Raw genomic sequence first — 19,075 nt, 5'->3', positions numbered from 1 at the left:
TACCCTGCCGCTCGCCGCCGAAGGGCTTCGGGTAACGGCGGTGGAAGGCTTGGCCGATCCGCTCACCGCGCTCGACCGCGCGGCGCGGCAGGCGCAGTTTCCGGTGACGACCTTGCAACGGGATTTGGAGCGCCGCCCGATGCTCGCCTCGGAGTTGGACGGGTTTGCCGCCGTCGTCATCGATCCGCCGCGCGCCGGGGCCAAAGCCCAAAGCGCCGAACTCGCCGCCTCCCGCGTGCCGCTGATTGCCGCCGTCTCCTGCAATCCCGACACGTTTGCCCGCGATGCCGCCGTGCTGGTCGACGGCGGCTATCGGCTCGATTGGGTGCAGCCCGTCGATCAATTCCGCTGGTCGCCCCATGTGGAACTGGTGGCGCGGTTTAGTCGGCCCACGGGTTAAGCAGACGGCAGCCGGTGGGCTCGAAGTCGGCACTGTTGCGGGTCACGACGGTCATCCCGTGAACAAGGGCGGTTGCGGCGATATAGGCGTCGCGGTCGGCGCGCGGATCGGGCACGTGTAGTCGGGCGCAGCGCAGGGCAGTGGATGCATCGACGGGAAGGATGCGGTCAGCAAACTCCGGCATCACATGGCGGTCCATCCAGGTGCGCAGCCGCGCCCCTTGATCTGGATCGCGCCGGTCCACCCTCAGAATCCCAAGCTCGATTTCCAGAACGGTGATGGCGGAGAGATAAAGGCGGGCCGCGTCCACCCCCGACAACCATGCGACGACCTTCGGGTCGGCCCTCCCGTCGCCCACCTTGCGCAGTTCCGAGAGGACATTGGTGTCGAGAATGAACATCAGGAAAAATCGGCGGGGCGGGGGTGCGCCCGCGACGGCGGGAAATCGAGCTCTATATCGGACAAACCCGGCATGGCGAGCGCTTCGACAATCGTGCGCTGCTTGCCGGTTATGCGCTGATAGTCTTCAAAGCTCAGGAGCACTTGGGTCGGTTTGCCCCGGTTGGTGATGAAGACCGGCCCATGGCGCGTGGCTTTTTGCGCCTGATTGGCGTTCTGCTGGAATTCCCGGCTCGATAGGGTGGTGATCGTCATGCTCGGTTTTTGCCCAGAAAATATGTCCCTACATTAGAACATTTTGCTGGATGAGGCAACCGTCGGAGGGCTTAAGCTCCCCAATCTCCCCGGCTTGCGGCCATCAGCGCGTCCCAATCGTCGGGGGGATGGCCTTGCCCCAACATGCGTGCGAACACCGCATAGGGATCGGATTTGCTCCCGGCGGATCGCAACGTCTGGGCGTCGTTCACCCAGGCGTAGACGATCACTCTTGCTGCCGCGTCATAGCGAAAGAACAGGCGGAATCGTTGGCCGATTTTAGCGCGCCGCCAATGGCGATGGTGCGGCCCCAAGGTATTGCCCTGCCGGAACTCCTCCCGCCCCGGATCGCTCGGCACGCTCTCTAAGATCGTCCGGCTGAGAGCACGGAATAGTTTGACGTTGGCGTTACCGGCAAAGCCGTGAGGGTCGGCCTGCTGTGCTCGCTCGGCGGCAGCGTGAAGTTTCTGCATCTGCTCGATAAGGCAGGCGTGGAACAGCAGGGTCCAACCGTGAGTGTCCATTACAAGGCAATGTCGCCATCGATGTCCATCATCGGCTCTTCCGTATGATCCGCCGCCGCCCGCACTGCGCGGGCAAGATCATCGGGCAAAGATTGGAGATGGCGACCTTTGCCGATATCCGTTTCCAGCAGGGCCAGAAAAGCGCCGATTGCCGGGTCTGTATGGTCCGCGTCGGCACGGGAAACGATGACCTCGCCATTATCGCGCAGGTCGAAGGCGATTTTTCCGCCGATATCGACACCCAAAGCCTGCCGGATCGCTTTGGGCAGCGTCAGTTGGCCTTTTGAGGTCAGTGTAGCGACTTCGTGGATATCGGGCATGATTGATCTCTCAGGATGAACGCTGAGCGTAAGGAAAAATTCTTACGATTTCAAGGGATGCGTGCCGCCGACGCATTCGGTTGCGGGCGGGGGCTTAGGTCAGTATGGTGCCGCCCAAGTATCTAGAGGCTGAGAGAATGACCGCGTTAGAATTGATCCGCAACTTTTCCATTATCGCGCATATCGATCACGGGAAATCCACCCTGGCGGATCGGCTGATCCAAGCCTGCGGCGGCCTTACCGACCGCGAGATGAAGGAACAAGTGCTCGATTCGATGGATATCGAGCGCGAGCGCGGCATTACGATTAAAGCCCAAACCGTGCGGCTTCAGTATAAGGCCTCGGACGGGATCACCTATACGCTGAACCTGATGGACACGCCGGGTCACGTCGATTTCGCTTATGAAGTCAGCCGGTCGCTTGCCGCCTGCGAAGGCTCGCTGTTGGTGGTCGATGCCAGCCAGGGCGTTGAAGCGCAAACGCTGGCGAACGTCTATCAGGCCCTCGACGCGCACCATGAAATCGTGCCGGTCTTAAATAAGATCGACCTGCCCGCCGCCGAGCCGGAGCGGATCAAAACCCAGATCGAAGACGTGATCGGCATCGATGCGTCCGAAGCCGTGATGATTTCCGCCAAAACCGGCCTCGGGATTGGCGATGTGCTGGAAGCGCTGGTCAAGCGCCTGCCGCCGCCGAAAGGTGATGCGTCGGCGCCCCTACAAGCGCTGCTGGTCGATAGCTGGTACGATGCTTACTTGGGCGTCGTCATTCTAGTGCGCGTGCGCGAAGGCATTCTGAAGACCGGCGCGAAGATTAAGCTCATGTCCACCGGCGCGCTGCATCAGGTAGACCGCGTGGGGGCCTTCACGCCGAAGGCCGTCACGATGGGCGAGCTGGGGCCGGGGGAAATCGGCTTCATCACCGCCGGGATCAAGGCGGTCGCCGACTGTGCGGTCGGCGATACGATTACCGAAGAAAAGCGCCCGGCGGCAGCAGCACTGGCCGGGTTCAAGCCCTCCGTTCCGGTGGTCTTCTGCGGTCTCTTCCCGTCCGACGCCGCCGAGTTCGAGCATCTGCGCGAAAGCTTGCAAAAGCTGCGCTTGAACGACGCGAGTTTCCAGTTCGAAGCCGAAAGCTCGGCGGCGCTGGGCTTTGGGTTCCGCTGCGGGTTTCTCGGGCTGCTGCACCTTGAAATCATCCAGGAGCGGCTGGAGCGCGAGTTCAATCTTGATCTCGTCACCACAGCGCCCTCGGTGGTCTATAAGATCGTCCTCACCAATGGTGAGGAAATGGAGCTGCATAACCCCGCCGATATGCCGGATGTGGTGCGGATTGAGGAGATTCAGGAACCCTGGATCAAAGCAACCATCATGGTGCCCGACGAGCATTTGGGCGCGATTCTGGCGCTCTGCCAGGAACGGCGCGGCATTCAGATCGATCTGACCTATGCGGGCAACCGCGCGATGGCCGTTTATCGCTTGCCGCTCAACGAAGTCGTGTTCGATTTCTATGATCGGTTGAAGTCGGTTAGCCGGGGGTATGCCAGCTTCGACTATAGCCTGGATGGGTATGAGGTCGGCGATTTGGTGCTGCTGAATATTCTGGTGAATGCCGAACCGGTGGATGCGCTGGCCCTCATCGTTCACCGCAGCCAGGCTGACCGGCGCGGGCGGGCTTTGTGCGAAAAGCTGAAGGATCTTATTCCGCAGCAAATGTTCCAAATCGCCATTCAGGCCGCTATCGGCGGGCGCATCATCGCGCGCGAGACCGTGCGGGCGATGCGCAAAGACGTTCTGTCCAAATGCTATGGCGGCGATATTTCGCGCAAACGCAAACTGCTGGATAAGCAGAAGGAAGGTAAGAAGCGCATGCGGCAGTTCGGTAAAGTCGAAATTCCGCAGAGTGCCTTCCTGGCAGCCCTCAAGACTGGGCCGGACTAAACGCCAGCTTCTAAAAGCGAAAGGCCCCGAAACCGGGGCCTTTCCTTTTATAGATTTATTTCTTCGTCCAAACTTCCGTGCCCTTGGTGCCGGCATCGCTGCGCCGCCACCATTGGCCTTTGACCGATCCATCAGGATTGATCTTCATAATCATAATGGAATTGCGTTGATCGACCACCGAGGCCACGGCGAAGATATCGCCCGAGACTTGGCCGATACCGATGTAGTCGCCGCCATCCCATTTAACGAGATACGCGCCCGAGGCTTCTTGAGAAATCGTCAACGAGCCTTCGTCGTAAACCGAGCCGTCTGTATTCGTGCCGTTGACCTTGTAGCTTCCAATCAACCCGGTTTGCGCAAGGGCTGCGGTGGTCATCGACAGAGCGAGCGCGCCGCTCAGCAGAAGTGTTTTCAGCATTATGGGCTCCAACGGAAAAAGGGACTCTGGATCGAGTCGACGGAACTATCGACTCGATGGTGTTAAAAACTGATTAAGGAAAATGCCGCTCAAACGTTACATTAAAAAGTGCCGGGCGGCGCGGCGCGAACCACTCGGTTGCGCCCGCTATTCTTAGCCTGATACAGCGCGCGGTCGGCGGCAGCCAAAATCGCTTCGGGCTGTTGGTAGCCATAGCATTCGGCAACGCCGATGCTGACGGTCACGGTCAGATGCTGATCGTCGTCCAGGGTGATTTTGGCGGCGGCGATGCTGCGGCGCATCCGTTCGGCCACCACATGGGCGTCTTCAATATTGGTTTCGGGCAGAAGGGCTGCGAACTCCTCCCCCCCCATGCGACCCAAGTGATCGGTGGAGCGCAGGCAGGATTTGCACACGGCCGAGAAATGCGAGAGGGCAAGATCGCCGGTGCCGTGGCCGAAACGGTCGTTGATCGATTTGAAATGATCAAGGTCGATCATCAGCACGCACAGCGGCGAGGCGGTGCGGGCGCGGCGGGCGAGTTCTTGGTCGAAAAGTTCTAGGAAGCGGCGGCGGGTGAGCGCGCCGGTGAGCATGTCCAGCGTCGCCAAGCGGCGCAGTTCATCTTCCAAAATCTTGCGCTGTTCGATTTCGAGCGCCAGCATTTTATTCAGCGCTTGCAGGCGATTGTTGGCCTCTTGAAGCTGCACATGCTGTTCGCGCAGGTGCAGCATATTCTGCACGCGCGCGCGCAATTCGGTTCCGTCGACCGGCTTGCCGAGAAACTCGTTAATCCCGGCGCTCAAAGCCAACGTGCGCACGGCGGCTTCGTTGCGCGCCGTCGCCATAATAATCGGCACGGCGCTGCCGTGGGGCAGGGCGCGGATGCGGCGGGCGAGCGCAATACCATCCATATCGGGCATTACGTAATCGGTGATAACAAGATCGGGCCGGTGTGTTTCAACCCAGGCGATGGCTTCGAGCGGATCGGTGAACAGCGTAACGGAGAGGTTCGGCGATTCGCCCAGGGCCGCTTTAAGCAGCAGGGTGCTGGGCCGCGTGTCATCCACGATCACGATCGAGAAAACGCGACCACTCACGGCCTGCGGCTGTCCCTGCTCCATCAAGTCCTCCGACTTGCGCCCCGCGCTCATATCCTCCCCCTCCTCACCGAACATTCACGGCGGACCGAGGTCAATTTCGGCGGCTTTCCACGCGCCGCGTCAAGGTTGACTGTATCCAACGAGACTAACCAATCGCAGGCGGGCGCGAAAGGGTCTTTCCGAAACACTCCTGGAAATAAGGCGACGGGTTATTGCGTTTCGGCCTCGTCGGGCGGTGGTTTGCGCTTAAAGGCGGCCCCGCGCCCGGCGTCCATGAACACCCCATAGAGCGCGCGCAGCATATCTTCGGGGCGCTGGCGGCCATAGGGAAGATTATCCTTAGCGTATTCGATGATCTCGTCCGAGGGTTTGCCGGGCACCAGCACATAGCCTTCCTGGGCCAGCATCCGCAGCACGGCTTCCGCCTGTTTGGTATAATCTTCGAAGAAATAGCGCGTATCGGCCTGCCGGATGGCCGTGGCGATTTTCATGCGGAAATCGGGGCGTTTGGGGGCCATGGGCGCGCGTATCAGCTTTCCGGGGACATGTAGGTGGCCAGAGCCCGGCGATTTTCGTCCAGACTGAGGGGGTGATGCAAGGAAGGATGCGCCCGGTCGGCGCAATCCTTGCGTGGGCAAACGCGGCAAGACACGCCGATGGGCGTGATAAGCTGGGGATCATCGAGATCAAGCCCGTCGGCATAGACGACTTCGCGCGCGTAGGTGACGGCACAGCCAAGCCCAATAGCGTGCCGTCCGCCGCCGCGCGCATTATTCCCCCGCAAGGTCGAACGCCCAACGCCATCGACGGTGCGGGCGATGCAGAAAAAGCTGCCCCCTTCCGGCATGCGGCTCACTTGGCGGCGTAGCAGCCCAGGCGTGGAGAATGCGTCATAGACGTTCCAGCGTGGGCAGGCCCCGCCGAAGCGCGCGATGGAAATGCCCGAGGCGGAAAAGCGCTTCGAGATGTTCCCGGCCCCATCGACGCGCAAAAAATGGAAGGGCACGCCCTGATTGCCGGGGCGGCGCAGGCTGGTGAGCCGGTGGCAAACCTGCTCGAAACTGGTATCGAAGCGGCGTTCGAGGGTTTCGATATCGTGGCGGGTCTCGCGCGCAGCCGCAAGAAAGCGGTCGTAGGGCATCAGCACGGCGGCGGCGAAATAATTGCCGAGGGCGACGCGCGCCAGCGTATCGGCGTCTTGCGTGGTAAATTTGCCGCCCGACACCAGCCGACTTAGGAGCGGGCCGTGCCCGACCAGTGCAATTTGATGCGCGAGTTGAAAGGTTCGGCTGGCGCGCGGCAAGAGTTCGGACAGAACCAGTTTGCGTGTGCGCGGATCATACTGGCGCAGTAACCCGCCCAGGCCTGCAGCGGGGGCAATCACGACATCAACGGCAAAGGCTTCGCTGAGGAATTTCACGAGGCCCGAATACAGCGCCTCCGGCTTAAGGTCGGCGCGCTGCCAAAGATCGTCGGCGGCAGTTTCCAATTCCTTGAAGTAGTTTTTGCGCTCTTGGACGAAATCCGTCACCTCTTCAGACGGCATGCCGACGGGCATCGCCACATCCGCATCTTCCCCCAAGCCGCTGCCTGGTGCCGCGGTGGCACTGCCGCCTGCGCGAAAGGCTTGATAGAGCGTGAGGACCGCCTTGCCCAACGCGGGGGCCGCACTCACCAGCTCTTCCACGTCGGCGGTTTTCAGTTCATGCCCGTCGAACAGCGGATCGGCGAAGACCTCCATTAGGTCGTTCGAGAGCCGGCCATCGTCGTCGGCGGTGAAATCGGTTATATCAACCCCGAAGCGCTGCGCCAGTTTCAGCAGCACCGGTACAGTGACGGCGCGCTGATTATGCTCCAGCAGGTTCAGATAGCTCGCCGACAAGCCCAGCGCTTCCGCCATTTGGGCCTGGGTGAGCTTCTGCGATTGGCGCAGACGGCGGAGTTTTCCGCCAAGACGGGCGCTGTTCTGGGCCATGAAAATTCTTTACAACGAGACTGTTTGAAAAGTGTAAACAGGTGCGAATTTTCACCGCTTCTCGGAACTTTGCAAGTCCTTATTGCGCAGGCGAGGAAATGGGGGCTTCATAGGGACATCAGCGGCGCACCGAAACGATCAGCCGCTCCCGATACCAAGGCCGGACCAACCGGCTGAGACCGGCAAAACAAGTTTTCGCCAACCTTGGAAAGCGGCGGGGGTTCTACCCCCGCCCCATAAATACCCCACGGGGGTGGCAAGGCCGGATCAACCGGCCCCATCCCCCAAAAATAAGAAGAGTTGGGGGAGGAGCGAGCGGCGCAGGTGGGCGGACCTGCGCCGCTTTCGTTTGCGCGGCGAGGAGAATGGTGATTCCCTGATTAAACTATTTTTCATGTTTTATTAATTAAATCAAACTTGCTGCGGTTTTGAACTTAGGGCATTCTTTCTGGAGTCAATCGAGTTCTGATTTTTGGCAAAAGTATAAAGTAATGCTTGTTGCTAATAAGGCGCTTGGTGATTGTTTGATTTGTTTTAGGGTCACTCTAAATCAGAAGGGGTTTACCATGAAAACTATCGCTTTGGTCTCGGTCGCGCTGCTGTCGGTTGTTGCCTCCACGGTTGCCGTTGCGCAAACCGCCGCCGACAAGAAGTGGGTCGCCCAGTGCCTCGTCGATAATAAAGACGCAAAGGTCGCCGCCAGCGTCGTCAACGCTTACTGCGTTTGCATGAACGATCAGATGAGCGAAAACGAAACCAAGAGCATCACCCAGTGGGAAAAAGAAAACCCCGCCGAGCGCAAGATGTGCGAAGCCAAGGCCGGTTGGTAACAACCGCTTTCGGTCGATTGGAACGGGCCGCAAGTTGCGGCCCGTTTTGGTTTAGGCTGCTGTTTCCGCAAACCGTTCCACTTTAACATCGTCCGCATGCCGCATTGCCGGGGCAAGATCGTAAGTGGCTTGCAGCCGATACCAAGTTTCAGACCCGCCCCCAAAAGCTTTATCCAACCGAATAGCCATTTTCGGCGAAATGCCCGCGTGACCATTCACGAGATCGGAGAGTTGCTTGCGACTGACGCCGAGGTGTTTGGCGGTTTCCGACACGGTGAGGCCCACCGGCGCGAGGCAATCTTCCCGAACCGAGAGACCGGGATGGGGTGGGTTTTTTAGGCTCATCGGGCCATTCCTTGGTTCTCAAACCCCGTCAGGACCCCCGCCACATTCCGCCCGATTTCTTCGACCGCATAGCCGCCTTCCTGCACGAAAACCGTCGGCAGCCCCAGGCCCGCAATTTCTGTGCCCATCAGCGGATAATGGGCTTCTTTCAGCTTAAACGCGCTAATCGGGTCGTGCTCATAGGTATCGACGCCTAAGGAAACGACCAAGGCCTCCGGCGCGAAGGCGCGGACTGCGGCGATGGCCTCGGTCAAAGCCGCGTGCCAAGCGTCCCATTCCGTGCCGCGCGGCAGCGGGAAATTGTGATTGAAACCGAGGCCCGCGCCCGCGCCGCGCTCGTCGGCATAGCCACGGAAGAAGGGATATTCGCTCTCCGGCGTGCCGTGGATCGAGACGGTCAGCACGTCCCCCCGCTCCCAAAAAATATCCTGGGTGCCATTGCCGTGGTGATAATCGACATCGAGCACCGCCACCCGCGCCTGGCCCTGGTCGCGCAAAAATTGGGCGGCAATCGCGGCGTTATTGAGGAAGCAGTAGCCGCCGTAAGTGGCGTGCCCGGCGTGATGCCCCGGCGGACGACACAGGGCATAGGCGGCGGGGGCGCCTTCCGCCACCAAAGCCGCCGCCGTTAGCGCCGATTGCGCGCCCGCAAAGGCGGCCTCCCACGTGCCCTCGACAATCGGCGTGCCCGCGTCATAGGCGTAATAGCCAAGCTTACCGTTGATGCCGGTTGGAATATGATCCTGGCGCATACTGCGCGCGGCAAAACCGCTGGGGAGCATGAACCCGTCTTTACCCGCCGCTTTCCATTGGTCGAAGGCGGTTTGCAGGAAGGCGACGAAATCCGCATCATGCACCCGCAAAATCGGCGCGAGGCCAAAATCGCGCGGGGCCATCACCGGCAAGCCCGCCGCCTGCACCGCCGCAAGGATATAATCGACCCGCACGGGCATTTCGAAACAGGGAACGAGTTCGCCCCGGTGCAATTCCATGCCGCCATCGTGCCGTGCGTGCAGGGGGGAATGGACAATCTGCATGCGGGGCCTCCCAACCTCAATTTTTGCGCGACTAGCCTGACCCTAAGCCCGAAAACAGATCAAGACGTTTCTCAAATATCTCTCAGGCCGTAAGCAGTGCGGAATATCTTGCGTTAAGGATTAACCCGTCGCAGGCTGAAGCGGGGTTCTTGCGGTCGGAGGTGATCCATGCGGCGGCTTTTGGTGTTTCTGCTTTGCGCGGTCTGCTGCCCCCTGTCGGTCGCTCAGGCCAGGGTGGTCGATCTGCTGCTGGTCTTGGCGGTCGATATTTCGCGCTCGATTGACGAGGAGGAGTTTACCCTTCAGCGCGAAGGCTATGCCCAGGCGCTGTCTGATCCGAGCGTGATCAATGCTATTCGTTCCGGCCCGATGGGGGCGATTGCCGTCACCTATATGGAATGGTCGGGGGCGGATTTGCAGACCGTGATCATTCCGTGGACGGTGATCGATAGCGCCGCGCCCGCGCAAAAAATCGCCCAGATTCTGCGCACCGTGCCGCGCCCCTTCGGCGAGCGCACCGGCGTTGGGGCGGCGATTGGGGCTTCCATCGCCTTGATCGAGGCCGCGCCGCACGAAGGTTTGCGGCAGGTCATCGATATTTCCGGCGACGGGCGCAATAGTTCCGGCCCGCCGCCGTCGGTGTTCCGGGATCGGGCGGTGGAAAAAGGCATCATCATCAACGCGCTGCCGATTGTGAACGATAAGCCCACGTTCGGGCGCATCGAGTTGGACCTGCCGGGGTTCTTTCGTGACGAAGTGATTGGCGGGCCGGGGGCGTTTATGCAAGTTGCCGAAGGCTTTAAGAGCTTTTCGGCGGCGGTCAAAGCAAAACTGGTGCGGGAGATTGCTCAGCGTTCGCCTTCGCCGGAGCAGAACCCCAACGAAACCCTAATCGGGGTAATACCGCTGGGTAAATAATTCCGGCTGAAATGGGGCGGTGATATTTGCTAGGGTGCCAAGGCTAGCAAAGGGATAGGACCAATGGCAGTCGGCAACTCCGCTCTCGGGCAAAAAGCATTGGCACAAAAAGCTGCGGGCTCCAAAGGGGAGCGTGCGCCGGAGGTGCAGAAGGTTGCTGGGTATAAGATCGAAGGCGATGTGCTCTCGGGCATCCGTCAGGCTGCCAAAAAGACGGGGGTGAATTTCTCCTATCTGATGGCCCAGGCCGCCCAGGAAAGCAGCTTTAATACCGACGCCAAAGCTTCGACCAGCACGGCGACCGGCCTCTATCAGTTCCTCGATTCCACCTGGATGCAGATGGTCAAGGAACATGGCGGCAAGCACGGGCTTGGGCAGTATTCCAATGCCATTGAAGCCAATGGCAAGGGCGGTTACAGCGTCCGCGATCCCAAGCTGAAGCAAGAGATTCTCGATCTGCGCAAGGATGCCAAGGTCGCTGCCGTCATCGGCGCGGAATTTGCGCTGGGCAATAAGGAAACGCTGGAGCGCAACCTCAATCGCTCGGTGGGCGGGGCGGAAATGTACCTTGCCCATTTCCTCGGGGCACAGGGCGCGACCAAGTTTCTTGCCGCTGTTGACCGCAACGCCGATCTGCCCGCCGCAAAACTGATGCCCGATGCCGCCGCCTCCAATCGCGGCGTGTTCTACGATAAGGAAACCGGCCGCCCGCGTACCGTGGGCGAAGTGTTCCGCATGTTCAGCCGATCCATCGAAAAGAAGGCCGAGAGCTTCGCCGCGCTTGAAGAGGGCGGGGCGGCGGCTGCCGGGCCGCGCGCGAACAAGCCCGCGCCCAGCATGATGCAGGGGCCGCGTCAGGAATATGTGCGCTTCCTGCCGCAAGCCCCTTCGGCGGAGAGCGAAACGGTCGCAGCCCTGCCCATGGGCCTGTCGAACGCCACCTTCCTGACCATGCTCACGATGGCCGCGCTCGAAACCACCGAAGGCGTGGGCGATGCCCTCACCGGCAAGGATAGCGACGGCGATGGCCGCGTTACCGCGGCCGACGCGCGCACCAAGCGCCAAAACGACGAGGCCGATATTGCCGCGAAGCTGGAGCAAGGCTTGCGCGAAGCCCGCGCGGCAGAAGCCTCGCAGCGCTTGAAAACCGCAGGTCTTCTCTAAGCACATCTCGGAACCGTCGCGAGAGCGGGCAGCCAATAGCAGGCTCCAGAGCAGCAATAAGCGCCCAAAAGCGCCCCGTTGCTGCAATTCTCTCGACAGTCCGCTCAACTCTTGTTGATAATGCACACCCGACGACAGTGTTTCCGCTCTGCTTATCGGGGCTGAAATCAACAGGAACGACAAAGGGTGCGGCGCATGGAGTCCACACCGCTCCCCTCCGGGGCGACTGGAACAGCAGGAACGGCAGAACCGCCGCCTGATCGGCAAAGCATGGCAATTGCAGCGCTTCTCGATCAAATCGGACGGCGTGCCGATGCGGCGGCGTGGGCCACGGGCCTGCATCCGGCGCAATGGTCGGCGTTACGCTATTTTTCGCGCGCGGGCGCGGAAGCGCGGACGGTGGCGGCGTTCGCGGCGTTTGTTGGTGCCTCGCTCGGCACCTCCTGGCAAACGGTGAAAGCCCTGATCGGCAAAGGGTTCGTTACCAGCAATAAAATGCCGGGGCGCGGCAAGGTGCTGCGGATTGACCTTACTCCGAAAGGTCGTCAACGCATTGCCGACGATCCTTTAGCCGAAATTGGCCGGGCGGTGGCGCTCCTTGATCCCACTTTGCGGATTACGCTGATCGAAGCCGCCGAAGGTGTGCTGCGGCGCTTGCCCGCGCGCGGGGTTGCTGCCGCGTCGGAAGAAGACGCCGCAAATGCAACAGCGGCTGCGAGCGAGGGCGACCGGGTGCGCCCGGCGATTCATCCAGTGCCGCTGGCGAGCGAACCCGCCGCGTCGGATGAAGCTTCGCATCAGGACGGGGTGATTGGCTTCTATCCCCGGGTTAACCGCTCGACCCCGGTCGAATAGACCCGCGCTACAGGGGTTAGTGGGGGGTAAGAGCCGCCAGCAGTTCTTCCGGCTCGAAGGGTTTGAAGACGACCGCATCGGCCCCCCGCGCTTCGGCGGCCGCCGTCGAAACTTCGAGCGGCATGCTGCGCGAGCCGCCGGAAACAACAACAAAGCGTGTATCGGGCCGGGCGGCGCGCCAGCGGGCGAGCAGTTGCAAACCATCAACCCCCGGCATCCAAAGATCCGTAACAACCACGTCGAAACGATATTGCGGGTCGCGCAAGAAGGCTTCGGCTTGCTCGCCATTTTCGGCGCGTTCAATCCGATGCCCGGCATCCCCCAGGATCAGCGCAATCGCTTCCCGCACGGCGGCCACATCTTCAACAATCAGGATGGAAAGCGAAATGCCAGTCTCGGTCATGGGGCGGATGCCTAATCTTTAGTCCAGGTGCAATCGCAGTCTAAGATGATTCTGCCGTATTGGGAAAGGCTAACCAGACTTACTATTCTCCTCCACGGCATTTTGCCTTGTGACATAGGGCAAAACCAGCGTGAATCGGGTCCCTGCACCGGGGAAACTATCGCAGCGGATGGTGCCGCCCCAGCGCCGCACAATGCCATAGACGATGGAAAGGCCAAGGCCCGTGCCTTTGCCGAACTCTTTTGTGGTGAAAAACGGTTCGAACACCCGCGCGCGGACGGTTTCGGTCATGCCGGGGCCGGTATCGGCGATGCAAAGTTCCAGGGCGTTACCGTCCGGGTGGGTGGCGGTGGACAGGGTCACGCCGCCCTGCCCCTCCATGGCCTCGAAAGCGTTCTTCAACAGGTTCGCCACAATTTGACCGAGTTCGCCCGGCCCCCCAAGAATGGGCCGATTGCAACCGGGCGTGTGGGAAACGGTGAGGCGAACCAAAGGGGCTTGCGTTGCGAGAATACGGATCTCCCGGTCGATCACTTCCACCGGGTCGGCGATGGTTGCAACGCCGCCGGGGCTGCGCGGGCGGGCAAATTCCAACACCGTGCGCACAATGTCGCGGGCTTGGCGGGCGCTGGCGAGGACGGTCTGCATCGCTTCGCGGTCGCGCTCGTTGTCGGCGCGGTCGGCGGCGAGGCGGGAGAAGGTGAGGATGGGTTGCAGCAGATTATTGATCTCATGGGCAACCCCGCCCGAAACGCGGCCCAGGGCGGCCAGATTGCGCTGTAGTTCGCCTTCGCGCCGCGCTTGCTCTGCGCCGGTTTCATCCCGGAACGTGCCCCGAAAACCAATGAGCCGATCGCGCTCGTCGCGCACCGGAACGCCGTTCATTTCAATCAGCCGCCGCCCAAGCGGGCCAAGATCAAACGGAATGGTTTCGCTGCGAAACGCCCGCCCGGCGGTCAGCGCAGCGTCGATGGCCGCAACCATGGCATCGTCGCGCGCGTCGACGGGCACATGATCGATCCAGCGGTCGCCGAGGCAGAGGCTGAAGGCGTGGCCGAGATCGTCGCCGCCTTCCACATGGGTCAGGCGACCGTCCGCGCTCATGTCCCAGAACACATCGTGGGCGGATTCGGCCAGTTGGCGATAACGCAAATAGCTGCGTTCCAACTCCCGCTTCGCCCGTGCCCGCGCGGTGACATCATAGAGGCTCGAGAAAACAACCGTGCGGCCCTGCCATTGAATCGGGCGGGTATGCACATCGACAAAAATTTCCGCCCCCTGCCGGTTCAACCCGCGCACCTCGGTGAGGGTGACGGCCTGGCCGCTTTCCAGAATGCGACTCCAGATCACGAAAGCGCGCACGAGGCGCTGAATGGGGATAAGGTCATCAAGCCAGCCGAGTGCAATTACCTCCTCCGGGGTCTCGAAGCCCAGGAGGCGGGCAAACTTGCGATTGGCGTAGAGCGGCTCCAGCCGATCGTGAATCAAGATCGCCTGATTGCTGCCGTCGAGCAGGGTGGTGAAGAGCTCCTGCTGGTCCTCGACGGACACGGGCAGGGCAGAGGCTGCGCTGGGCATGGGGGTTGGGATAAGCACTCAGACTCCCGATCTAACGTCACGATCTTAGGCACGACTCTGTTTGACTTACCGTGCCAAAAGCGCTAATAGCTCGCACCTTATCGAAGGGTTTTCCCCAGGGGAAGATCCTCGCCGGTCCGCGAGTGTCGCGCACCGGCGCTTTTTGTTTTGTGGGAACGGGTACGGCACACGCATGTTCGAAGGGCTCAGCAATCGGTTAGGAGAGGTTTTCGACCGCCTTAAAAAGCGCGGTGCCCTCTCAGAATCCGATGTTAACGAGGCCTTGCGCGAGGTGCGCATTGCGCTTCTCGAAGCCGATGTGGCGCTGCCGGTCGTCAAAGATTTCATCAATTCGGTCAAGGAACGCGCCGTTGGGGCGGAGGTGGTCAAATCGATCACTCCGGGTCAGATGGTCGTTAAGATCGTTCATGACCACCTCGTCGAATTGCTGGGCGGCACCGTCCAAACCCTCGATTTGGTCGCCGCCGCCCCCGTGGTTGTGATGATGGTCGGCCTGCAAGGCTCCGGCAAGACCACGAGCACGGCAAAAATCGCTAAACGCCTTGCCGAGCGCGACCGCAAGAAGGTGCTGATGGCCTCGCTCGACGTCGCCCGCCCGGCGGCGCAGGAGCAGTTGGCGGTGCTGGGGCGTCAGGTTTCGGTTGCGACGCTTCCCATTGTCGCGGGGCAACAGCCGGTCGAGATCGCCAAACGCGCGCTGGTGATGGCCAAGACCGAAGGCTATGACGTGCTCATGCTGGATACGGCGGGTCGCCTGTCCATCGACGATGCGCTGATGCTCGAAGTCGAAGCCGTGCGCGACGCAACGCAGCCGGCGGAAACCCTGCTGGTGGCGGACGCCATGACCGGGCAGGACGCGGTGAATACCGCGCGCATCTTTAACGAGCGCGTTGGCCTGTCGGGGATCGTGCTCACCCGTATCGACGGCGACGCGCGCGGTGGGGCCGCGCTTGCCATGCGCTCCGTCACTGGCAAGCCGATCAAGTTGCTCGGCACCGGCGAAAAAATGGATGCGCTGGAAGATTTCCACCCGGACCGGATCGCCGGGCGCATCTTGGGCATGGGCGATGTCGTTAGCTTGGTCGAAAAGGCCGTGGCGACCATCGACCAGGAAGAGGCCGAAAAACTCGCCGCCAAGATGCAGAAGGGAACCTTCGATCTCGATGATTTCCTCTCGCAACTGCGCCAGCTCAAAAAAATGGGCGGCATGGGCGGCTTGATGGGCATGTTGCCGGGTATCGGCAAGATCAAAAAGCAAATGTCCGAAGCCAAGATCGATGATGGGATGCTGAAGCGCCAAGAGGCGATCATCCTCTCCATGACCAAGGCCGAACGGCGCGACCCGAAAGTGCTGAACGCCAAGCGCCGCGTGCGCATCGCCAATGGCTCCGGCACGAGCGTCGCCGAAGTGAACCGGCTGATGAAGCAGTTCGGCGATATGCAGAAGATGATGAAGCAGGTTCAGGCGATGGGCAAATCGGGCAAGCTTTCCCGTATGATGCCGCAGCTTCAGAACATGATGGGCAAGGGCGGTTTCCCGCGATGATGGACCATGTTTCCATCGGCGTGCGCGACTATGCCGCCGCCCGCGATTTTTACGATACGGTGTTGGCCGCCCTGGGCTTTGCGCCGCTCGTGGTCTTCAACGATTATAAGGTTGCGGGCTATGGCGCACCCGGCGCTCCCGCACCCTGTTTCTGGATTGGCGATAGCGACCATCCGGAAACGCAAGGGCGCGGAAAGCCGCTGGGCAGCGGCCCTGGCCAGCATTTCTGTTTTCGGGCTCCCAGCCGGTCGGCGGTGGATTCGTTCTATGGCTGCGCGCTGAAAAAGGGTGCGGTCGATAACGGCCCGCCGGGCCTGCGGCCGCACTATCACCCGAATTATTATGCCGCCTTTGTCATCGATCCCGATGGCTGGCGCATTGAAGCGGTTTGCCACGATCCAGAAGAAGCCTGATCCCAGAAGAAACTGATCGTAGCATAACTTGAGTTTGACTTAGACCCTGTAAGGAAGTTGGTAAATGTCTCTAAAGATTCGTCTGACCCGTGGTGGTGCCAAGAAGCGTCCGTACTATCGCATCGTGATCGCCGAAGCGACCTCGCCGCGCGATGGCCGTTTCATCGAAAAGGTCGGCGCTTACAATCCGATGGTCGCTCAGGATCATCCGGATCGTCTGCACCTCGACCAAGAGCGCATTAAGCATTGGCTCTCGGTTGGCGCGCAGCCGACGGACCGTGTGGCCCGTTTCTTGGGTAAAGCCGGTCTGATCGCAGCGCCGGTCTACCGCGACACCCCGACGAAGTCGGCGCCGAAGAAGAAGGCCCAGGAACGCGCTAAAGCTGCCGCTGCCGCCGCCGAAAAGGCCGCCGCTGCTGCCGCTGCGGCTGAGTAGGTTCGGCTAAGGCGCGCGGGGAATGGTGCAAGCGTCCAATCCGTCTAACCTTTTGTGCGTCGGCCAATTCGCCGGGGCGCATGGGGTGCGCGGTTTGGTGCGGTTTCACAGCTATACCGGCGCGCCGAAAGACGTGTTGCGCTATCAGCCCTTGCGCGACGAGCAGGGCCAGGAATTTCGTCTCGCGCCGGGAGGGCAAGCGCCCAAAGGCAGCAAAGGCGATGTTTTGGTCGTGCGCGTCGCCGGGGTTGAGGATCGCAACGCGGCCCAAGCGCTGAATGGTCGTCGGCTCTATGTGGATCGGGCGGTTTTGCCCGACCTTACCGAGGAAGACGATTTCTACCACGCCGATCTTATCGGCTGTCTGTGCGTGACCGAAGCGGGCGACCGTTTAGGCCAGGTGCGGGCAATCCATGATTTTGGCGCGGGGGACGTGCTGGAAGTGGTGAACGGTCCGAAGGGTGGCCTGTATCTGCCCTTCACCAAAGCGGTGGTACCGGTGATCTCGATCGCCGACCGCCGCCTGACCGTGCGCCTGCCCGAGGAAGTGATGGGCGAGCCGGGACGCGGCGGGGACGATGAAACCGAAACGGATTCGGGCGAAGCGGCATGAGTGCTGCGGGGCCTTGGACTGCAACGGTTTTAACGCTGTTCCCCGAGATGTTTCCGGGTTCGCTTGGGCATTCTCTGGCGGGTAAGGCGCTCGCGGCGGAGCGGGTTCGGATTGAAACCATCCAGATCCGCGATTTCGCGACCGACCGGCACGCCAGCGTCGATGATTCGCCCTTCGGCGGCGGTGCAGGTTTGGTGATGCGGCCCGATGTGATCGACAGCGCCTTGCGCTCGGTTGTTATGTCTGATCGCGCCAAGCGCTCGGGCGTTACGGAGGGCTCGGATCGCCCGATCCTGTACCTCTCGCCGCGCGGCACGCCCTTAACGCAAGCGCGGGTGATCGCGCTGGCGGAAGGCCCTGGTCCGATCCTACTGTGCGGGCGCTATGAAGGCGTCGATCAGCGGGTTTTGGATGCGTGGGCGATGGAAGAGGTTAGCCTGGGGGATTATGTGCTGTCGGGCGGCGAGCCTGCGGCACTGGTTCTTTTGGATGCCTGTATCCGGCTGCTTCCCGGCGTTATGGGCAATGAAGATACAACGGCGGAAGAAAGTTTTTCGCACGGGTTGCTTGAGTATCCGCACTATACCCGCCCTGCCGATTGGGCCGGGCGGGAGGTTCCCCCAGTGCTGCTCTCGGGCAATCATGCGGAAATCGCGCGGTGGCGTCAGGCACAAGCCGAGGCCATTACCCGCGCCCGCCGACCCGATCTGATGCGGGCCTTCGAGGCCCGTTCAGTCCCGGCCCGAAAGTAATTTTGGGCCGTCACGGTAGGGGGAGCATTCCCCTTGCCGCTCTCGATAAGCCCCGGCTGCAAGGCCGATGGCTTCTCTCGATCCTCAAAGGAAGATGCAATGAACATCATTCAGACTCTTGAGCAAGAGCAGATTGCGAAGCTCACCGCCGACAACCCCATCCCGGTCTTCGCTCCTGGCGATACCGTAAAGGTTAAGGTGAAGGTTATCGAAGGCACGCGCGAGCGTATCCAGGCCTATGAAGGCGTGGTGATCGCCCGTAAGAACTCCGGTATCAACTCCAACTTCACCGTGCGGAAGATTTCCTACGGCGAAGGCGTTGAGCGCGTGTTCCCGCTCTACTCGCCGCGTCTTGCGGGCATCGAAGTGGTGCGTCGCGGTGCCGTGCGCCGGGCGAAGCTCTACTACCTGCGCGACCGTCGCGGCAAGTCCGCCCGTATCGCCGAAAAGGTTGTGGCGCGTAAGCCGAAGGCGACGGTTGCGTAAGCATCTCTTAGCTTATCCTTGGAAAACCCCGCGTCTTGCAAAAGGCGCGGGGTTTTTTCTGTCGGGCATAGTTTTGTGATGATTTTACGTCATAAAATGTATTTATTTTGAAATAGATCTTATGTTTTCAGTCCTCACCTTCGTCTTCTTTGGAGGTGTCGAGATTGAAATCTTCTTTGCGCTGAAGTTTCCAAAGCTCATCACCACCGATTCGAATGTCAAAATTGTGCTGATCTTTTTTTGAGATAGATAAACTCATTAGCTGGACACCCGCAAAAACCCTCGCCCGTTCAGTTTTGCTGTGATTCACTGATGGGGTCCCTCGCTCGGAGCCTACCGATGGA

At 60.8% G+C, this 19,075-nt stretch carries 24 protein-coding genes and 1 pseudogene; 12 read left to right on the top strand and 13 right to left on the bottom strand.

Going from position 1 to position 19,075, the window contains the following annotated elements:
- Positions 1-400 (top strand): annotated as a pseudogene (locus ACIQ36_RS09450) (class I SAM-dependent RNA methyltransferase); the annotation flags it as partial.
- Here ACIQ36_RS09450 and ACIQ36_RS09445 read toward each other — a convergent pair.
- The 4 genes from ACIQ36_RS09445 to ACIQ36_RS09430 all read right to left on the bottom strand — a co-directional run bounded on the left by ACIQ36_RS09445 (position 381) and on the right by ACIQ36_RS09430 (position 1,898).
- Complete coding sequence (locus ACIQ36_RS09445; protein WP_395828566.1) at positions 381-800, bottom strand: type II toxin-antitoxin system VapC family toxin; 420 nt, start codon at positions 798-800, stop codon at positions 381-383. The pseudogene ACIQ36_RS09450 and the gene ACIQ36_RS09445 sit on opposite strands and share 20 nt — an antisense overlap.
- Positions 800-1,054 carry a type II toxin-antitoxin system Phd/YefM family antitoxin gene (locus ACIQ36_RS09440; RefSeq protein WP_395828564.1) on the bottom strand — a complete coding sequence of 85 codons (255 nt, stop codon included), beginning with the start codon at positions 1,052-1,054 and terminating at the stop codon, positions 800-802. The genes ACIQ36_RS09445 and ACIQ36_RS09440 overlap by 1 nt, the downstream gene beginning before the upstream one ends.
- A 71-nt stretch (positions 1,055-1,125) precedes the next feature.
- The gene (locus ACIQ36_RS09435; RefSeq protein ID WP_395828562.1) at positions 1,126-1,578 is read right to left on the bottom strand and encodes a type II toxin-antitoxin system YhaV family toxin; all 453 of its coding nucleotides are present in this window, start codon (positions 1,576-1,578) and stop codon (positions 1,126-1,128) included.
- Complete coding sequence (locus tag ACIQ36_RS09430) at positions 1,578-1,898, bottom strand: type II toxin-antitoxin system PrlF family antitoxin (protein ID WP_395828560.1); 321 nt, start codon at positions 1,896-1,898, stop codon at positions 1,578-1,580. Before ACIQ36_RS09430 ends, ACIQ36_RS09435 begins: the two co-directional genes overlap by 1 nt.
- Before the next feature lie 137 nt (positions 1,899-2,035).
- On the opposite strand from ACIQ36_RS09430, the gene lepA reads away from it, so the two are divergent.
- A complete protein-coding gene (gene lepA, locus ACIQ36_RS09425) occupies positions 2,036-3,838 on the top strand; it encodes a translation elongation factor 4 (protein ID WP_395828558.1) in 1,803 nt (600 codons plus the stop codon).
- Between the two features lie 55 nt (positions 3,839-3,893).
- On the opposite strand, the gene ACIQ36_RS09420 is transcribed toward lepA, so the two are convergent.
- From ACIQ36_RS09420 to ACIQ36_RS09405, 4 genes are all read right to left on the bottom strand, one after another.
- Positions 3,894-4,256, bottom strand: a complete 363-nt coding sequence (locus tag ACIQ36_RS09420; RefSeq protein WP_395828556.1) for a hypothetical protein — start codon at positions 4,254-4,256, stop codon at positions 3,894-3,896.
- 101 nt (positions 4,257-4,357) lie between these two features.
- The gene (locus ACIQ36_RS09415; protein WP_395828554.1) at positions 4,358-5,410 is read right to left on the bottom strand and encodes a diguanylate cyclase; all 1,053 of its coding nucleotides are present in this window, start codon (positions 5,408-5,410) and stop codon (positions 4,358-4,360) included.
- A gap of 158 nt (positions 5,411-5,568) precedes the next feature.
- On the bottom strand, positions 5,569-5,877 hold the full coding sequence (locus ACIQ36_RS09410) for a hypothetical protein (protein ID WP_395828552.1): 309 nt from the start codon (positions 5,875-5,877) through the stop codon (positions 5,569-5,571).
- Positions 5,878-5,888: 11 nt separating this feature from the next.
- Complete coding sequence (locus ACIQ36_RS09405; protein WP_395828550.1) at positions 5,889-7,334, bottom strand: short-chain fatty acyl-CoA regulator family protein; 1,446 nt, start codon at positions 7,332-7,334, stop codon at positions 5,889-5,891.
- A gap of 566 nt (positions 7,335-7,900) precedes the next feature.
- Here ACIQ36_RS09405 and ACIQ36_RS09400 point away from each other — a divergent pair.
- The gene (locus tag ACIQ36_RS09400; protein WP_395828548.1) at positions 7,901-8,164 is read left to right on the top strand and encodes a hypothetical protein; all 264 of its coding nucleotides are present in this window, start codon (positions 7,901-7,903) and stop codon (positions 8,162-8,164) included.
- Between the two features lie 51 nt (positions 8,165-8,215).
- Here the strand turns inward: ACIQ36_RS09400 and ACIQ36_RS09395 are convergent, their stop codons facing one another.
- Together ACIQ36_RS09395 and ACIQ36_RS09390 are read right to left on the bottom strand one after the other, a co-directional pair.
- Positions 8,216-8,509, bottom strand: coding sequence for a HigA family addiction module antitoxin (locus ACIQ36_RS09395; RefSeq protein WP_395828546.1), 294 nt, complete (start codon positions 8,507-8,509; stop codon positions 8,216-8,218).
- A complete protein-coding gene (locus tag ACIQ36_RS09390; RefSeq protein WP_395828544.1) occupies positions 8,506-9,546 on the bottom strand; it encodes a histone deacetylase family protein in 1,041 nt (346 codons plus the stop codon). The genes ACIQ36_RS09395 and ACIQ36_RS09390 overlap by 4 nt, the downstream gene beginning before the upstream one ends.
- A 168-nt stretch (positions 9,547-9,714) precedes the next feature.
- Between ACIQ36_RS09390 and ACIQ36_RS09385 the strand changes: the two genes are divergently transcribed.
- The 3 genes from ACIQ36_RS09385 (at position 9,715) to ACIQ36_RS09375 (ending at position 12,483) form a co-directional block, all read left to right on the top strand.
- The gene (locus ACIQ36_RS09385) at positions 9,715-10,464 is read left to right on the top strand and encodes a DUF1194 domain-containing protein (RefSeq protein WP_395828542.1); all 750 of its coding nucleotides are present in this window, start codon (positions 9,715-9,717) and stop codon (positions 10,462-10,464) included.
- A gap of 63 nt (positions 10,465-10,527) precedes the next feature.
- Entirely contained in the window at positions 10,528-11,628 is a 1,101-nt protein-coding gene (locus ACIQ36_RS09380) for a transglycosylase SLT domain-containing protein (RefSeq protein WP_395828540.1), read from the top strand.
- A 195-nt stretch (positions 11,629-11,823) separates the two neighbouring features.
- A complete protein-coding gene (locus ACIQ36_RS09375) occupies positions 11,824-12,483 on the top strand; it encodes a hypothetical protein (RefSeq protein ID WP_395828538.1) in 660 nt (219 codons plus the stop codon).
- A gap of 16 nt (positions 12,484-12,499) precedes the next feature.
- Here the strand turns inward: ACIQ36_RS09375 and ACIQ36_RS09370 are convergent, their stop codons facing one another.
- Positions 12,500-12,886 (bottom strand): response regulator, encoded by a 387-nt coding sequence (locus tag ACIQ36_RS09370; RefSeq protein ID WP_395828536.1) that lies wholly within the window; start codon positions 12,884-12,886, stop codon positions 12,500-12,502.
- Between the two features lie 69 nt (positions 12,887-12,955).
- On the bottom strand, positions 12,956-14,482 hold the full coding sequence (locus tag ACIQ36_RS09365; protein ID WP_395828534.1) for an ATP-binding protein: 1,527 nt from the start codon (positions 14,480-14,482) through the stop codon (positions 12,956-12,958).
- 175 nt (positions 14,483-14,657) lie between these two features.
- On the opposite strand from ACIQ36_RS09365, the gene ffh reads away from it, so the two are divergent.
- The 6 genes from ffh to rplS all read left to right on the top strand — a co-directional run bounded on the left by ffh (position 14,658) and on the right by rplS (position 18,731).
- Entirely contained in the window at positions 14,658-16,031 is a 1,374-nt protein-coding gene (gene ffh, locus ACIQ36_RS09360) for a signal recognition particle protein (protein WP_395828532.1), read from the top strand.
- Positions 16,028-16,444: a VOC family protein gene (locus ACIQ36_RS09355; protein WP_395828530.1), complete on the top strand. Its 417-nt coding sequence runs from the start codon at positions 16,028-16,030 to the stop codon at positions 16,442-16,444. The genes ffh and ACIQ36_RS09355 overlap by 4 nt, the downstream gene beginning before the upstream one ends.
- 64 nt (positions 16,445-16,508) lie before the next feature.
- Positions 16,509-16,880 (top strand): 30S ribosomal protein S16, encoded by a 372-nt coding sequence (gene rpsP, locus ACIQ36_RS09350; protein ID WP_395828528.1) that lies wholly within the window; start codon positions 16,509-16,511, stop codon positions 16,878-16,880.
- A 22-nt stretch (positions 16,881-16,902) separates the two neighbouring features.
- A complete protein-coding gene (gene rimM, locus ACIQ36_RS09345; RefSeq protein WP_395828526.1) occupies positions 16,903-17,493 on the top strand; it encodes a ribosome maturation factor RimM in 591 nt (196 codons plus the stop codon).
- Positions 17,490-18,245 (top strand): tRNA (guanosine(37)-N1)-methyltransferase TrmD, encoded by a 756-nt coding sequence (gene trmD, locus ACIQ36_RS09340; RefSeq protein ID WP_395828524.1) that lies wholly within the window; start codon positions 17,490-17,492, stop codon positions 18,243-18,245. Before rimM ends, trmD begins: the two co-directional genes overlap by 4 nt.
- Before the next feature lie 99 nt (positions 18,246-18,344).
- On the top strand, positions 18,345-18,731 hold the full coding sequence (gene rplS / locus ACIQ36_RS09335) for a 50S ribosomal protein L19 (RefSeq protein WP_395828521.1): 387 nt from the start codon (positions 18,345-18,347) through the stop codon (positions 18,729-18,731).
- Between the two features lie 127 nt (positions 18,732-18,858).
- Here rplS and ACIQ36_RS09330 read toward each other — a convergent pair.
- Positions 18,859-19,075 (bottom strand): hypothetical protein (locus ACIQ36_RS09330; RefSeq protein ID WP_395828519.1); only part of this gene is annotated, 217 nt, incomplete at its 5' end.

The sequence above is a fragment of the Elstera sp. genome, assembly GCF_044372965.1.
GTDB lineage: Bacteria > Pseudomonadota > Alphaproteobacteria > Elsterales > Elsteraceae > Elstera.
The sequence above is the reverse complement of the archived record's forward strand: the minus strand, read 5'-3'. Positions and strand labels throughout refer to the sequence as shown.